The following is a 16,342-nucleotide window of genomic DNA, read 5'->3' on the forward strand; positions in this document are numbered from 1 at the left end:
CGCCTGAACTATTACTAGCTCAGACGTTTTTCTATATATAATTAAACTAATGAAAACATAATTTTAAATATACTGATTCACAATATTCTCAAACAATTCTTGTTTACCACTTTGCAATTCTAATTCTCCATTTTCCAACGCTATTTTATACAAATCTTTAAAGTCTAATTTTCCTGCTTCAAAATCTTTTCCTTTACCGGCATCAAAAGAACTGTATCTTTTTTCTCTTAAACTGTCGTAAGGTGATGATGTTATAATTTTATCAGCAATTAATAATGCTCTGGCAAAATTATCAGCTCCACCTATATGTCCGTGGAATAAATCTTCCAAATCCGTTGAATTTCTTCTGATTTTAGCATCAAAATTAATACCTCCACCTTGTAAGCCTCCTGCCTTTAAGAATACCAACATAGCTTCAGTTGTTTCTAAAAGATTGTTTGGGAATTGATCAGTATCCCAACCATTTTGGTAATCTCCTCTATTGGCATCAACACTTCCTAACATACCTGCATTTGCAGCAACTTGCAATTCGTGTTGCATTGTGTGTTGAGCTAACGTAGCATGATTTACTTCAATATTTAATTTAAAATCATCTTGTAAACCATATTGATTTAAGAAACCTACTACAGTTGCTGCATCAAAATCATATTGATGTTTTGAAGGCTCCATTGGCTTTGGTTCAATAAAGAAATTTCCTTTAAATCCTTGACTACGTGCATAATCACGAGCCATACCTAAAAAGCGTCCCATATGATCCAACTCACGTTTCATATCGGTATTTAACAACGACATGTAACCTTCTCTACCACCCCAAAAAACATAATTTTCACCATTTAACGCAATAGTTGCATCTAAAGCAATTTTAATTTGCGCTCCTGCTCTTGCAACCACATTAAAATCAGGATTGGTAGAAGCACCATTCATGTATCTAGGATTAGAAAAACAGTTTGCTGTTCCCCATAATAATTTTACACCAGAATCTTTTTGTTTTTGCTTTAAATAATCTACTACGGTTTTAATTCTTTTTTCAGATTCTGTTAACGTTGAAGCTTCATCAACCAAATCAAAATCGTGAAAACAGTAATAATCAAATCCCATTTTAGTGATAAATTCAAAAGCTGCATCAGCTTTATCGTAAGCAGCTTGAATTGGATCTGCAGCTGTTGACCAAGGATACACTTTTGTTCCCGGACCAAAAGGATCACCACCTGTGTTGCATAACGTATGCCAATAAGCTACAGCAAACTTAAAATGCTCTTTCATTGTTTTTCCTGCAACTACTCTATTTTCATCGTAAAATTTAAATGCAAGTGGGTTGTCAGATTCTTTTCCTTCGTATTTTATTTTATCAATACCTTTAAAATACTCTTTGTTACCTATTAGTGCCATTTTATTTTATTTTATTTATTTTATTAATTTATGTATTTGTTTTCTAATTCGTATTTCCATGCTTGATATGCGTCAACATAAGCTTGTTTTTCTTGTAACGGATGGTATGTTTGAACTTTTTCATTATCAGAAAAAGCATCACTCAACGTTTTAAAATCCCCATTACTAACTCCGGCAGCTCTTGCAGCACCAACGGCTCCTGTTGTTGCCAATAAATTTATTTCTGTTTCTACCAAAGTAGCTACAGTACTTGCAAAAATCTCTGAACGGAATAAATTATCATTACCGGCTCTTATGGCAGATAGATTTACGCCATCATTTTTTAAAATACCTATACCATATACAAATGAAAATGCAATTCCTTCAATTGCTGCTCTAAACAAATGTTCTTTTTGATGCAAATTGAAGTTTAAATTTAAAATTTGTGAACCCTTGTTTTGATTATTCAGCATACGTTCAGCTCCGTTACCAAAAGGAATAATTCTTAATCCGTTTGAACCCACCGGAACAGTTTCTGCAAGTGCATTCATTTCATTATAAGAATCTGTTTTATCGGCTATATTTTTTTTCATCCAACTGTACTGGATTCCCGCTCCGTTAATATTTAAAAGTTTTCCTATTCTAGGTTGTTCTTTTGTATAATTTACATGCGCAAAATTGTTGATACGTAAACTTTCGTTTGTTTTAGTACTCTCTGTTATTGCATAAACAACACCCGATGTACCTCCTGTAGCAGCAATTTCTCCCGGATGAAATGCATTTAACGATAATGCATTATTAGGTTGATCACCTGCTCTGTACAGAATTGGAATACCTGCAGGTAAACCTACTTCTTCAGAAGCTTTTTGAGTAATAGTTCCCTGATTTGAAAAAGTAGGAACAATGGTTGGAATTAAATCGGTTGAAATTTCCAGATACTCAAACAGCCAGTTTGCAGGAGTGTTTTGATTAAAATCCCACATAATTCCTTCAGAAAGACCAGAAATTGTGGTTGTTGCTTCTCCTGTAAGTTTTAAGGCTATAAAATCTCCCGGCAATAAAAATTTGTCAATTTTATCATAAATCTCAGGTTCATTTTCTTTTACCCATTTTAATTTTGACAACGTAAAATTTCCTGGAGAATTTAATAAACCAGATACACATTTGTCTTCTCCAACACCTTTAAAAGTTTGGTTTCCTATTTCTACAGCTCTACTATCACACCAAATAATAGATGGTCTTAAAGCATGTTGATTTTTATCTACAACTACCAAACCGTGCATTTGATATGCAATGCCTACTCCTTTCACTTTTTTGGGTGAAATTCCTGTTTTTCCCAATAATTTTTGAGTTACTTTACAAATATAACTCCACCACAAATCAGGATCTTGTTCCGCCCAACCCGGTTTTTCAGAGTGTATGGTCATTTCTTGCTCCGGATATTGTGTAACTCCAATTGATTTTCCTGTATTTGCTTCAACTAAAGCTGCTTTAATTGAAGAACTTCCTAAATCATACCCTATGTAATACATAATTTTATAATAATTCTCTTATAACGATTCTCTTAAAGTTAATTTTGTAGCCACATAACATTGCATCGGCTTTTCTTGTGTAATAAACTCAGCTGCTTTTGTTCCCATTTCTTTAAAATCAGTAGAGATTACTGAAATTCCTTTGTAGATAAATTTTTTCATAGGAGTTTCATTGTACGACAATAAACCTACATCTTCTCCGGGTTCAAAACCTTTATCTCTACATTGCTCTAAAAATGTACCTAAAATCCTATCACTTACACTTATATAAGCAATATCTTTTTGAATATCAAAATCTTTGGGGTTGGTTATTATCTGGTATTTAAAATTGTTTTTTTTACAATACTTTTTAAAATAAGTAACTGTTTCTAAAGGATGGTTTGTATACGTTGGGTATACAAAATTAATTTCTTTATATTTTTTAAATAATTCGGCAGCTTCAATTAAAGAACTGTAAAAGGATTGACCAAAATCTTGGAAAACATAATTATTTTCAGGTTTAGAAAGTACATTCCAATCAATTAACAATAACTTTTCATTACTTATTTTAGCTAATATTGATGGAATTTCTTTATGAGCAAAATTCATTACAACATACTTGTAATATTTACCTACACTGTTATGTATTATGGTTTTAAAATTATCAATATTATAATGATGAAACTGAACATCTGTAATAATATTTTCGGGCAAATTATTGATAAAAGAATGGTATAATACTTCTTTATATGCCTTAAACGTATCTAAAACCAACAATACTTTTTTAGTTTCAGTAGCTACATAATAACCTTTATTTGGGACAGATTCTATAACATTTTGTTCTTTTAAAATAGAATACGCTTTAAAAACAGTATCACGCGATAAATTATGTGTTTTACAAACGCTGTTTACTGAGGGAAGCATATCACCAATATGTAATATATCTTTAGCAATAGCATCATTAATAGCATCTAAAATTTGTTGATACTTTGGGATATCACTGGCATGGTTAATTTTAAATATAAAACTATTTTTAGACATTTTAACGTACTGTTCTGTTCCGGTATGCTAAATTAATAAATTTAAATGTAACAGACTAGTATTATTTTTATTTATTGTAATGAATTTTTTACTTAAAATGTTTGGATGATGTGTACATTGCTAAATAAGTTCCTACAAATCCTTTTGCTTCTTTGGTGCTTAAAAGAGAAGCATCAATATCTTTTGCCAATAACTTCCACTCATCATTTTCAGAAGTTTTATAGTAAAAATCGAAATAACGTGTTTTACCATCAATCCTTAAATACAAATCATCTGAATTTACATCTATATTTTGATTAGCAATAATAATAGGATTGCCTTTGTTTACTTTTAATTCTGCTTTTTCGAGAAAAACTTCAGTTTTACCTTCTGAATTTAAGCGCTTTCCTATAAATAAATACTGTTTTTCATTTTGAAAAGCCACTAATCCGGCAGTTTCGGTAGTATCTTTTAAATGAAAAGTAAGTTTTGTTGAGGCTTCAAAATTCAAATGCTGTTGTCTTCTTCCAATAAAAGAAAAATTAGTTTCTGTATGAATGGTTTCTTTTCTAGGTTTTATTAACAGTTTTCCTTCTTTAAGCTCGTACCATTTTTCTAACGGAGTTCTTATAAAATTCCATTTATAATCCAATTTATCTAAATTAAAATCATCTTTATAAATGTAATTTCCAGTTAATGGAGCTATATTTTCTGTGGAAATTGCCAAATTTGGCCGCTTATTTTTAAAAGGTAATGGTTTGTTTCCATCAACAATTGTTGGCCAACCATTTTTCCAAGCAACAGGCATTAAAAAAGTTTCTCTGCCAATATTGTAAAGGTCGTCTCCATAAGGTCTGCATCCTAAAAATACAGCCCACCAATCGCCATTAGGCAATTCAACAAAATCGGCATGTCCGGCTGTTGTAATTTGATTTTTTCTATTTGGATCTAAATGACGTTGCGTTAAAATTGGGTTATCTTCAAAAACCTCGTATGGTCCATAAACACTTTTACTTCTAAAAACTACTTCAGAATGATTGTAAGCAGTTCCACCTTCAGCACAAATTAAATAGTAAAAACCATCTTTCTTAAAAATATGCGGTGCTTCAATCCAAACCGGTTTTTTAGCCATATCAGTTCCTCCATTAATAATCAATTTAGATTCACTTGCTATTTTCTGATTTTCTAAATCATATTCAAACATATAAATAGCTCTATGCCCGTCGTGTAATGAAATATTATTTGGTGGTGGTCCATTATGAGTTATGTACAATTTTCCATCTTCATCAAAAAATAAATCAGGGTCAATACCATCAACACCCTTTATCCAAATTGGGTCAGACCAAGGCCCTTCAGGATTTTTAGCAGTAACAATAAAATTTCCTCCAGCATCTACATTGGTACAAATCACATAAAAAGTTCCGTTATTATAGCGTATAGTTGGAGCAAACATACCGCGAGAAACTCCCATTCCGCTAAAATCAGCTTGTTCTTTTCGGTCAATTACATGCCCAATTTGTTTCCAATTAACCAAATCAGAACTTTCAAATATGGGTATTCCTGGGAAATAGGTAAATGATGATGTAATTAAATAAAATTTATCACCTGCTCTACAAATACTGGGATCAGGGTAAAATCCTGCTAAAATAGGATTTAAATATTCATCTTTTGTCTTTGAAATAGTATCATAAATTACATCTTTTCCTTCATAATTAAACCACTCAAAAACTGCATTTTTTCCATACGCAACCGATTGCTCATTTTTAGAATTATTTTTACACGAATACGTTAACGTAACCAATAATATTAAAATTATAATATCGTAAATACTTAAATATTTGTTTTTTTGTTGCATTATTACATTTTTTAAAATAAGACAACAATTTACAACAGTTCGTTAAAGACTCAAAACTATTTAAGAAAAATTGTAACTTTTATATAATTTTCAACAAACCTTTAATTTAAGCTCAAAAAAATTCAAATTAAATTTAAAAAACCTTATTTTTGTTTAAAGAATTCTTTTTATAAATGAAAGATAAAAAAGACGTTACCATCTATGACATTGCTGATAAGTTAAAACTTTCAACTTCAACAATCTCAAGAGCATTAAAAGATCACCATAGCATAAGTGAAAAAACCATTAAAAAAGTAAAAAAAACTGCTGAAGAAATGGGGTACAGACCCAATACTTTAGCCGCAAGTTTACGAAGTAATAAAACAAAAACTATTGGAGTTTTGATTTCCAGAATTAACCGACCGTTTATTTCTTCACTCATTAGCGGTATCGAAATTGCAGCTCAAAAAGGTGGTTACAATGTTATTATAACACAGTCTCACGACTCGTACCAAGACGAAGTAAACAATGCTAAAACCCTCTACAACAGTAGAGTAAGCGGGGTTATTTGTTCGCTCGCAATGGAAACCATAGATACATCTCATTTTCAACAATTTATTGATAAAAATATTCCATTGGTTTTTGTAGATCGAGTTCCTAAAGATTTTGATACTTACAGAGTAATGATTGATAATTATTCGGCAGGTTATAAAGCTACAAAACACTTAATTGAGCAAGGCTGTAAAAGAATTGCTCATTTTGCCGGTTCTCAATTCAGAAATATTTACAGCGAGCGTAAAAGAGGTTATATTGATGCTTTAAAACATTATAATTTACCTATTGATGAAAATTTGATTGTTTATTTTACAACTATGAGTTTTCATGAAGGTGAAAAAGCAACCAATAACTTATTGGATATGCAAAATCCGCCTGATGGTATTTTTTCTTCAAACGATACAACAGCTGTAAGTGCAATTCAATATGCTAAAAAAAGAGGCGTTAAAATACCTCAGGAATTAGCAGTAATTGGTTTTAATAACGATCCTATTTCTCAAATTATAGACCCAGGGTTATCTACCATTACACACCCTGCAGTAAAAATGGGACAAACTGCAGCCGAAAAAATATTGAGTCATTTAAAAGATCCTTCCAATAAGGATGAAATAACCGAAATAACCTTTTTAAATACTGAAGTTTTGGTTAGAGAATCATCCAAAAGGATCTAGTTATTTATCATCTAACTCGGGGAAATTAAAATACGATTTTGCATTGTTATAGCAAATATCTTGTATTATTTTACCTATCCATTTTATATCTTTTGGAAGTTCACCGTTTTTAATATCATTCCCAAAAATATTACATAAAATTCGTCTGTAATATTCGTGCCTTGGAAACGACAAAAAACTTCTGCTATCAGTTAACATACCTAACGAGCAAGTTAAAAGTCCCATATTAGACAAACTGTTAATTTGTTTGGTTATACCATCTTTTTGGTCTAAAAACCACCAAGCTGTTCCAAACTGAACTTTTCCTCTAATTCCATTTTCACTAAAATTACCTGCCATTGTTGCAAATACATCGTTATCAGCCGGATTAGAATTGTATATTATAGTTTTTGGAAGAGCTTCTTTGTTATTTAACCTATCTAAAAATTTCGCTAAAGCTTCGGCTTGTTGAAAATCACCAATACTATCTACACCGGCATCAAGACCAACTTTAGTTAAAAGTGAAGTATTTGTATTTCTTATAGGTCCTAAATGCAACTGCATGGTCCAGCTTTTTTCTGCATACATTTTTCCTAAATAATATAATATAGCTGACTTGAATTTTAAAATATCTTCTTTTGTGATTAATTCACCCGATAACTTCTTTTTTACAATTGTATCAATTTCTGAATCAGTAAAATCTTCAGCATAAACATACGACAAACCATGATCGCTAAGTCTGCCTCCATTTTCATGAAAATAATCTATTCGGCTTTGAATAGCTGTTAATAACGACTCTAAATTAGCGATTTTTACTGCTGTTTTTTCAGAAAGTTTTTTAATATATTCTTTAAAATGAGTACTCTCAATATTAATAATACCATCAGGTCTAAAAGAAGGCAATACCCTTGTTGTAAGAGATGAATATGCTATTTCTTTATGATGCTGAAGATCACTTAACGGATCGTCTGTAGTACAAAGAATTTTAACATTCATCTTTTTCAAAAGCCCTTGCGTTGAAAAAGTGTCTTTTTTTAATTGTTTATTGCAAAATTTATATATTTCTGAAGATGTTTCCGGACTCAAAATTTCATCAATTCCAAAATAACGTTGAAGTTCTAAATATGTCCAATGATATAGTGGATTTCTTAATGTATAAGGTATTGTATATGCCCATTTATCAAACTTTTCTTCGTCCGAAGCATTTCCGGTTATATACTTTTCATCAATACCTAAAGTGCGCATTGCTCTCCATTTATAATGATCGCCGTCTAACCAAAGTTTTGTCATATTTTGATAGCTCCTGTCTTCAGCAATTTCATTTGGTGGCAAATGGTTATGATAATCAATTATTGGTTGATTTTTAGCGTACTCATGATAGAGTTCCTGAGCAATTTCTGTTTCTAACAAGAAATTTTCAGTGATAAAACTTTTCATATTGCTTAGTTTGATTAGTTTTTTAAATTTTTTAAGTAAAAACTTAACTTTTGTGCAGAAAAAACATCTAAAACTTTTATCTTAAATTTCAATGTTTTACTTTTACGCAACCGATTGCGAAGTTAGAAAATATTTACTAACTTTACAATAAATTTTAGAATAGATTACACCTAACGTATTTTTAAAATATCAGGTTTTTAAAATTTTTTTGAATACGTATTTTTAATGCTTATGAGATTAACATACAAAAGAAGTTTAATAATTACCCTTCTATTAATTTTTTCTATAAAATTATTAGCAAAAGATGGTTATAATTTATGGTTACAGTATGATAAAATAAAGAATGAAAATGTTTTGTCAGAATATCTTTCAACTATAAAAGAAGTTTCATATTCCGGCGATTCAGAAATTATTAATGCTGCAATATCAGAAATACAACTTGGACTTTCAGGTTTGTTAGGTAAAGAGTTTATTTCTCAAAAAAATAGTGATAGTAATAACTTACTGTTTCTAGGTTCAAAAGAACGTTTAAGCAAAAATCTTACTAAAAATTTAGAAGACGATTTTAAATTAATTAATAATGAAGGTTATATCATAAAAACAATTAACCTTAAAGGAAAAAATAGCATAGTTATTACCGGTAAAACTGATATTGGAGTTTTATACGGTGCATTTAATTTTTTAAAACTTTTACAAACTCAAAAATCAATCTCACAATTAAATATTATCGATTCCCCAAAAATTGATGTTAGAATGTTAAACCATTGGGATAATTTGGATAGAACTGTTGAACGTGGTTATGCCGGATTTTCACTTTGGAATTGGCATACATTACCTGATTATATTGACCAACGCTATATAGACTATGCACGAGCAAATGCTTCTATAGGAATTAATGGTACAGCATTAACAAATGTAAATGCCAATGCACTTATTTTAACACCTCAATATTTAGAAAAAGTTAAAGCTTTAGCAGATGTTTTTAGACCTTACGGTATAAAAGTATATGTAACAGCACGTTTTTCTGCACCTATTGAAATTGGAAATTTGACTACTGCCGACCCTTTAAATGAAGACGTTAAAAATTGGTGGAAACATAAAACTGAAGAAATTTACAAGCTGATTCCAGACTTTGGAGGATTTTTAGTAAAAGCTAATTCTGAAGGACAACCAGGTCCTCAAAATTACGGAAGAAACCATGTTGATGGAGCCAATATGCTAGCTGATGCTGTTGCTCCTTTTGATGGAATTGTAATGTGGAGAGCTTTTGTATATTCTGAACACGACACTACCGATAGAGCTAAACAAGCTTACAGTGAATTTGTACCTTATGATGGAAAATTTAGAGATAACGTTATCATTCAAGTAAAAAACGGTGCTATAGATTTTCAACCACGTGAACCCTTCCACCCAATGTTTGGTGCCATGCCAAATACACCTTTAATGATGGAATTTCAAATTACTCAAGAATATTTAGGCTTTAGTACGCACTTAGTGTATTTACCAAAATTATATGAAGAAGTTTTAGAAGCCGATACCTATAGAAAAGGAAAAGGTTCAACTGTTGCTAAAGTAATTGACGGAACACTTAACCATAAAAAACTAACCGGTATTGCAGGAGTTTCAAATATAGGAAATGATATAAATTGGACAGGACACCCTTTTGCACAAGCAAACTGGTACGGTTTTGGACGTTTAGCATGGAACCCTTATTTAAAATCGGAAACTATTGCCGACGAATGGCTACGCTGTACATTTTCAAATGATAAAAATTTTATACAGCCTATAAAAGAAATGATGCTAAAATCTCGAGAAACGGTTGTAAATTATATGACTCCTCTTGGTTTGCATCACATTATGGATACCGGTCATCATTATGGTCCGGGACCTTGGGTTAGTAATCTTTCTAGGCCGGAATGGAATCCTGTTTACTATCATAATGCCGATGAAAATGGCATCGGATTTAACAGAACAAGTACCGGAAGTTATGCAACAGAGCAATATGCCCCGGAAATTGCAGAAATGTATAACAACATAGAAACGTGCCCTGAAAAAGATTTATTATGGTTTCACCATGTTTCATGGGACTATACTTTAAAAAATGGAAAAACGCTTTGGGACAACATAGCTCTAAAATATCAAGAAGGAGTTAATGATGTTGAATACATGAGTACAACTTGGAATACCATGCAAAATTATGTAGATAAAGAACGCTTCAATCAAGTAAAAATGTTATTAAATATTCAGCTTAAAGAAGCAAAATGGTGGCGTGATGCCTGTTTGTTGTATTTTCAACAATTTTCAAAAAAAGAACTACCTATTGAGGTTAAAAAACCTGAACATACATTAGAATATTTTCAATCTTTGAAATTTCCGTACGCTCCGGGTATTAAACCCCAATGGTAACAAAAACAGATTTACAGATTTAATATAATACCAAATGAATAAAATAGCAATAGTGACCGGTGGTAATGCCGGCCTAGGTTATGCAACAGCAAAAAAATTCTGTGACAACGGAATTAAAACATACGTAATTGGAAGATCAAAAGAAAAGACAGAAAATGCTTGTTTAGAAATGGGAAGCAATGCTGTTCCTGTGATTTTTGATCTAACAAATTTATCGGAAATCCCGCAATTAATTGAATCAATTGGAAAAAAAGGGACAATTGATATTTTAGTAAACAATGCCGGAATAAACTTAAAGAAAGATTTTATAGATGTTACTGACGAAGATTTTTCATCAATAATACACACCAACGTTCAAAGCGTATTTACTATTAGCAGAGAAGTTGTAAAAATTATGAAAAATACAGGTGGAAGCATCATAAATATAAGTTCAATGGCTTCACAATATGGATTGCCAAAAGTAATTGCATATTCTGCAAGTAAAGGAGCAATTGAAGCTATGACACGTGCCATGGCTGTAGACTTAGCCTCTTTTGGAATTAGAGTAAATTGTATTGCTCCCGGTTTTATCGAAACAAAAATGTCTGCCAAAGCTTTAAATAATGATCCTGAAAGAAAAAATAAAGTACTTTCAAGAACTCCAATGGGCATTTTAGGTAAACCATCAGATATAGCTGATGCTGTTTATTATTTTGCGGGCAGTGAATCAAAATTTGTTACAGGTACCATTTTACCTGTAGATGGTGGAAATAGTATAGGATTTTAATTCTTATTTATAAATGATACGAATGCAACAAACAATGCGATGGTACGGAGTGCACGATGCTACATCGCTTATTGATATAAAACAATGTGGAGTTACCGGTATTGTTACAGCTTTACATGAAGTACCTATTGGCGAAATTTGGACAGTAGAAGCTATTAATGAACGTAAGCAAATTATTGAAAAAGTAGGTTTAGAATGGAAAGTAGTTGAAAGCCTTCCTGTACACGAAGATATTAAAAAACGAACAGGAAATTTTCAATTATATATTGAAAATTACAAACAAAGTTTATACAATCTTGCACAATGTGGTATTGAAATAGTTACCTATAATTTTATGCCTATTTTAGATTGGGTTCGTACGCATCACGATTATAAAAATAATGATGGAACAAAATCATTATATTTCCACAAAGATGCATTTGTTTATTTTGATGTTTTTTTATTAAAAAGACCAAATGCGAAAGCTAACTATACGCCAGATCAAATTAATAAAGCAGTTAACTATGGAAAACAACTTAGCAGAGAAGAAAAAAGAAAACTATTTAAAAATGTATTATTAGGACTTCCTGGAAGCGATAAAAATTTTACGTCTAAGAAAGTTCTTCAGCTTTTAGACGAATACCAACATATTGATGATAAAGCGTTACGACAAAATTTAGTCTTATTTCTTCGTGAAGTAGCTCCATTTGCTGAAAAAGTTGGCTTAAAATTAGCCATTCATCCAGACGATCCTCCATATTCTATTTTAGGATTACCACGAATTGTAAGTACACTAGAAGATTTAGATTTCATATTTAATGAAGTTCCTTTGAAAGCTAATGGATTATGCTATTGCACAGGTTCTCTTGGAGCACATCCTTCAAATGATTTACTTGAAATATTAAACAAAACTGCTTCACGAGTTCACTTTTTACATTTAAGAAATGTTGTTAAAGATAAAAATGGAAATTTTAAAGAATCTGAACACCTTTATGGAGATAATCAAATGCCTAAAATTGTAGAAAAAATTATTACTATTATGCAAGAAAGGCAAATTAGTATTCCAATGCGGCCAGACCATGGTTTTTTACACGATGTAGAAAGTCGTAAAAAATTGTATCCGGGCTATTCACTAATAGGTCGTTTAAAAGGACTTTCGGAACTTAGAGGATTAGAACAAGGAATTATATATAAAATAAAGTAAATTTATAAACAATTAAATTCAAATTAAAACCCATGAAAATAAACAAATTCTTAACAATTTTAATTACAACTATTGCTATTAGTTGTGGAGGTGATGGAGATGGTCCAGATCCGGTTGGGCCAATTATTGGAGGACCTACAACAGGTGGAGGAACTACAGGGGGCACAACAGGAGAAACTGAATCTTTAGTATATACACCAACAAAAACCCTAAAAGGAACTGCTGATTTTCCAATAGGAACTGTAGTCTCAGCAAATAAACTTAGTTCCAGCAGTTATTCAACATTCCGAACAATTTTAAACGGTGAATTTAATAGTATTACTGCTGAAAATGATATGAAAATGGCAAGTATGTTTACAGGACCTGATACGTACAATTTTAACAATGGTGATGCCATAGTAACTTATGCTAAAGATAACAGAATGCGTGTGTTTGGCCATACATTAATTTGGCATAGCTCTATACCAAGCTGGTTAAACAGTTATTCTGGTACTGATGAAGAGTTTGAAGCTCAAATTGAAGGTTATATTAAAGCAACGGTTTCTCATTTTGCTGAATTCAAAAACTCAAATGGCGAACCCGTTGTTGCCGGTTGGGATGTAGTTAATGAAGCTTTTACTGATGATGCCAACAACGCAGTATTCAAAAAAAGAATGGGAGCTGATTATGTTGCTAAATGTTTTAAATGGGCAAGAGAAGCAAATGCTGATGTTAAATTATTTTATAACGATTATAATTTAGAAAGCCAAACATCAAAAGTTACAGAAGTTGTAAATATGGTTAACCGATTTAAAAGCGAAAGTGTTCCAATTGACGGAATCGGTTTACAAATGCATATCGATTATAAAGATCCTGATGTAAATACTATTTCAAACAATCTAAATACATTGGTTGATACTGATCTTTTAATTCATTTTTCTGAAATGGACATGACAGTTAATAGAGATAAAGTTTTATCAGAATTAACTTATGAAAGAGCTGTTGAACAACAAAACAGATTTGAAGAAGTTGTTGCATTATACAATACAATACCGAATAATCAAAAATTTGGTATTACACTTTGGGGAATGAGAGACAGTGACAGTTGGTTATTAAATTTCCATAATAACCAAAATGAATGGCCTTTATTATTTAACGCTGATTATGAATACAAAATAGCCCATAAAGGTTTTATTGAAGGATTGTAATAGTAAAAATAACTCAATTTTTAAAAAAACTCTCGCTAAATAGTGAGAGTTTTTTTATTGTCGATACTAAAAAATAGTTATAAATAAACTTAATTTATAGTTATATTTTTTTTACTAATTGAAAACTCAAGTTAACAATTAATAATTTAAACAAGCTTTCAACAAGAGTTCGATGAATTAAAATAGTTAACTGTTAGTATTTATATTATATTTATTTCTACCTTCACAGGAATGACAAATTCTTAATCAGCAAAAAAATCTAATTAATTTATCAGATACTTTTAAATTAAACTCATGTTGCTAATAAAAAACAATTAAATCTTTAATAATTTATCGTTAAAATCAAATACATAGATATTTCCAAATAAGTAAGATTCTTATTACAAAAAAACCGAGAGTATTTACTCTCGGTTTAAATTTAACTTAATTCAAAAAATTTAAAGTAAATTATCAATTTAAATATTATTCACATGCATCATATTCAACAACTGCTACATCATCTACAAAAAATGTTTCTGTAGTAGCTCCCATATCAAATAGTAACCTATATACTCCTGAAGGAACTGCCGCTGCATTTACTATAAATGTGAAATACGTCCAATCTTCAGAAATTTCTAAATCTGATGAATAAAAGAAATCAGATCCATTTCCGTCATATTGAGACATAGAAATTCTAAATACACCATTTGGTCCAGCAGCTTTAGCCCAGAAACTGATTTTATAATCTCTACCTTCTATCATGTCCATAGGATCAGAAGCAATTTGTGTATCCCAAGGGTTACCACCTGCTCCAGTGGCTGTTAAAGATGCACCTCCAGAATGAAATTCAGAAGTAGAAACATCGTGAGTACCATTTAATGATTCCCAACCTGTTAATCCATCTTCAAAACCACCGTTCACATTTAATCCTGTCGGAACTTCATATTCTTTCACACTTATTGCATCTACAAAGAAAGTTTGTACAGTAGCCCCCATATCAAATAGTAATCTATATACACCTGAAGGAACTGCTGCTGCTTCTACAACATGTGAAAAATAGGTCCAATCTTCTGGAATTTCCATATCTGCTGAATAAAAGAAATCAGATCCATTTCCATCATATTGAGACATTGAAATTCTAAATACACCATCTGGTCCAGCTGCTTTAGCCCAGAAACTAATTTCATAAGTTGTACCTTCAACCAAGTCTAAAGGATCTGATGCAATTTGTGTATCCCAAGGATTAGCACCTGCTCCTGTGGCGGTCATAGATGTTGAACCACAATAGAATTCTGAAGTAGAGACATCATGAGATCCATTAAGTGATTCCCATCCAGTCAAACCATCTTCAAAACTTCCATTTACAAGTAATTCTGGAGCTCCTATAGAACCACCTCCTCCAGCAATTAAGGTAATATTATCTACAAAGAAAGTGGTTGTAGTTGCCCCTAAATCTAAAACAAATCTTGTTTCAGGAGAAGTAGCGGTAAATGCCCATTGTACCTGTTGCCATTCAGTACCTATATCATAATTTCCTGAGTATTGTGCTCCAGCAGATTCATTAGTAGAAAAACGCATGTTTCCTCCTGCTGCTTCAGCTTTAATCCACATAAAAGCAGTATATTCAACACCAATAATAGTTTCTACAGGATCACTTACAAACTGAGTTCTCCAAGCGTCTCCCCCAGCACCTATTGCTTTTAAAGATCTACCTACATACACTTCATTTTCACTTGTTGTTGCAGTCATTCCTTCTCCTCCATTCCATTTACCCCAATTTGTAAAATTATCACCATCACCTAATTCAAGTTCTCCATTTAAAATCAAATTCTGTCCTATATAAAAAATTGATTCTGATTTTTCTATACCATGTATCGTTTCAAGTTCTATTTCAGCTAAACTATTCTCAGGTAAACCATCTGGAACAATAAGTTTTAATTCTGAAGCTGTTGAAGACGCTTCAACTTCAGCATCGGATCCGCCTATTTTTGCTGCAACTATATTCCCTAAATTAACACCTTTAATAGTAACAATTTCTCCAGATTGTGCTGCACTTGGGCTAATTTTTTCAAATACAGGTGTTGGTCTTAATAATACTTCAAAATCTACACTTACGCGATAGTTTTCAGCCATTGCTAAAGTAACAGTTGTTATACCTGCCTCCGCTTTTGAAGGAACAACAAAATAAATTGTATCACCATCTAATTGAAATTCTGCTTGTAGATTTCCTACAAATACAAATTGTACTTCATTAAATCCGGTTCCTACAAGTGTAACAGTTTCATTAGGATATTCTGCTCCCGGACTAATACTAGCAATAGAAACATTTCCTGTTCCTTTTCCATTACCAGAAAATTCATCATCATCACAACTAACTATCGTAATCAATGTGAAAACTGCAATGAAACTAAATAAGAGTTTTATATATTTTTTCATAATTAAAATT

The 16,342-nt window shown here is 31.5% G+C and carries 11 protein-coding genes; 5 read left to right on the forward strand and 6 right to left on the reverse strand.

Annotated elements, in window-relative coordinates; all coding sequences use genetic code 11:
• Window positions 1-63: 63 nt before the first annotated feature.
• From xylA to HGB55_RS04905, 4 genes are all read right to left on the reverse strand, one after another.
• Window positions 64-1,389, reverse strand: coding sequence for a xylose isomerase (xylA, locus tag HGB55_RS04890; RefSeq protein WP_168815217.1), 1,326 nt, complete (start codon window positions 1,387-1,389; stop codon window positions 64-66).
• A 23-nt stretch (window positions 1,390-1,412) separates the two neighbouring features.
• Window positions 1,413-2,900, reverse strand: coding sequence for a xylulokinase (locus HGB55_RS04895; RefSeq protein WP_168815219.1), 1,488 nt, complete (start codon window positions 2,898-2,900; stop codon window positions 1,413-1,415).
• An 18-nt stretch (window positions 2,901-2,918) separates the two neighbouring features.
• Window positions 2,919-3,920 carry a GntR family transcriptional regulator gene (locus HGB55_RS04900; protein WP_168815221.1) on the reverse strand — a complete coding sequence of 334 codons (1,002 nt, stop codon included), beginning with the start codon at window positions 3,918-3,920 and terminating at the stop codon, window positions 2,919-2,921.
• Between the two features lie 88 nt (window positions 3,921-4,008).
• Window positions 4,009-5,754, reverse strand: coding sequence for a glycoside hydrolase family 43 protein (locus tag HGB55_RS04905; RefSeq protein ID WP_168815223.1), 1,746 nt, complete (start codon window positions 5,752-5,754; stop codon window positions 4,009-4,011).
• Window positions 5,755-5,927: 173 nt separating this feature from the next.
• On the opposite strand from HGB55_RS04905, the gene HGB55_RS04910 reads away from it, so the two are divergent.
• Window positions 5,928-6,959, forward strand: a complete 1,032-nt coding sequence (locus HGB55_RS04910; RefSeq protein WP_168815225.1) for a LacI family DNA-binding transcriptional regulator — start codon at window positions 5,928-5,930, stop codon at window positions 6,957-6,959.
• Here the strand turns inward: HGB55_RS04910 and uxaC are convergent, their stop codons facing one another.
• Entirely contained in the window at window positions 6,960-8,375 is a 1,416-nt protein-coding gene (gene uxaC, locus HGB55_RS04915) for a glucuronate isomerase (protein WP_168815227.1), read from the reverse strand.
• Window positions 8,376-8,606: 231 nt separating this feature from the next.
• On the opposite strand from uxaC, the gene HGB55_RS04920 reads away from it, so the two are divergent.
• Genes HGB55_RS04920 through HGB55_RS04935 form a run of 4 tightly spaced genes read left to right on the forward strand, consistent with a single transcriptional unit; the run spans window position 8,607 to window position 13,917 of the window.
• Window positions 8,607-10,781, forward strand: a complete 2,175-nt coding sequence (locus HGB55_RS04920) for an alpha-glucuronidase family glycosyl hydrolase (protein WP_211047348.1) — start codon at window positions 8,607-8,609, stop codon at window positions 10,779-10,781.
• 34 nt (window positions 10,782-10,815) lie between these two features.
• Window positions 10,816-11,547: an SDR family NAD(P)-dependent oxidoreductase gene (locus HGB55_RS04925; protein ID WP_168815231.1), complete on the forward strand. Its 732-nt coding sequence runs from the start codon at window positions 10,816-10,818 to the stop codon at window positions 11,545-11,547.
• A gap of 13 nt (window positions 11,548-11,560) precedes the next feature.
• Entirely contained in the window at window positions 11,561-12,730 is a 1,170-nt protein-coding gene (uxuA, locus tag HGB55_RS04930) for a mannonate dehydratase (RefSeq protein WP_168815233.1), read from the forward strand.
• A 32-nt stretch (window positions 12,731-12,762) separates the two neighbouring features.
• Complete coding sequence (locus HGB55_RS04935) at window positions 12,763-13,917, forward strand: endo-1,4-beta-xylanase (protein ID WP_168815235.1); 1,155 nt, start codon at window positions 12,763-12,765, stop codon at window positions 13,915-13,917.
• Between the two features lie 462 nt (window positions 13,918-14,379).
• On the opposite strand, the gene HGB55_RS04940 is transcribed toward HGB55_RS04935, so the two are convergent.
• Entirely contained in the window at window positions 14,380-16,332 is a 1,953-nt protein-coding gene (locus HGB55_RS04940) for a carbohydrate binding domain-containing protein (RefSeq protein ID WP_168815237.1), read from the reverse strand.
• Window positions 16,333-16,342 lie beyond the last annotated feature (10 nt).

Origin of the sequence: Lutibacter sp. B1 (assembly GCF_012524075.1) — a bacterium.
GTDB lineage: Bacteria > Bacteroidota > Bacteroidia > Flavobacteriales > Flavobacteriaceae > Lutibacter.

What these genes read in the sequence shown, in the direction of transcription:
- xylA (WP_168815217.1), bottom strand. Translation starts at nt 1,389, where the DNA reads ATGGCACTAATAGGTAACAAAGAGTATTTTAAAGGTATTGATAAAATA.
- HGB55_RS04895 (WP_168815219.1), bottom strand. Translation starts at nt 2,900, where the DNA reads ATGTATTACATAGGGTATGATTTAGGAAGTTCTTCAATTAAAGCAGCT.
- HGB55_RS04900 (WP_168815221.1), bottom strand. Translation starts at nt 3,920, where the DNA reads ATGTCTAAAAATAGTTTTATATTTAAAATTAACCATGCCAGTGATATC.
- HGB55_RS04905 (WP_168815223.1), bottom strand. Translation starts at nt 5,754, where the DNA reads ATGCAACAAAAAAACAAATATTTAAGTATTTACGATATTATAATTTTA.
- HGB55_RS04910 (WP_168815225.1), top strand. Translation starts at nt 5,928, where the DNA reads ATGAAAGATAAAAAAGACGTTACCATCTATGACATTGCTGATAAGTTA.
- uxaC (WP_168815227.1), bottom strand. Translation starts at nt 8,375, where the DNA reads ATGAAAAGTTTTATCACTGAAAATTTCTTGTTAGAAACAGAAATTGCT.
- HGB55_RS04920 (WP_211047348.1), top strand. Translation starts at nt 8,607, where the DNA reads ATGAGATTAACATACAAAAGAAGTTTAATAATTACCCTTCTATTAATT.
- HGB55_RS04925 (WP_168815231.1), top strand. Translation starts at nt 10,816, where the DNA reads ATGAATAAAATAGCAATAGTGACCGGTGGTAATGCCGGCCTAGGTTAT.
- uxuA (WP_168815233.1), top strand. Translation starts at nt 11,561, where the DNA reads ATGATACGAATGCAACAAACAATGCGATGGTACGGAGTGCACGATGCT.
- HGB55_RS04935 (WP_168815235.1), top strand. Translation starts at nt 12,763, where the DNA reads ATGAAAATAAACAAATTCTTAACAATTTTAATTACAACTATTGCTATT.
- HGB55_RS04940 (WP_168815237.1), bottom strand. Translation starts at nt 16,332, where the DNA reads ATGAAAAAATATATAAAACTCTTATTTAGTTTCATTGCAGTTTTCACA.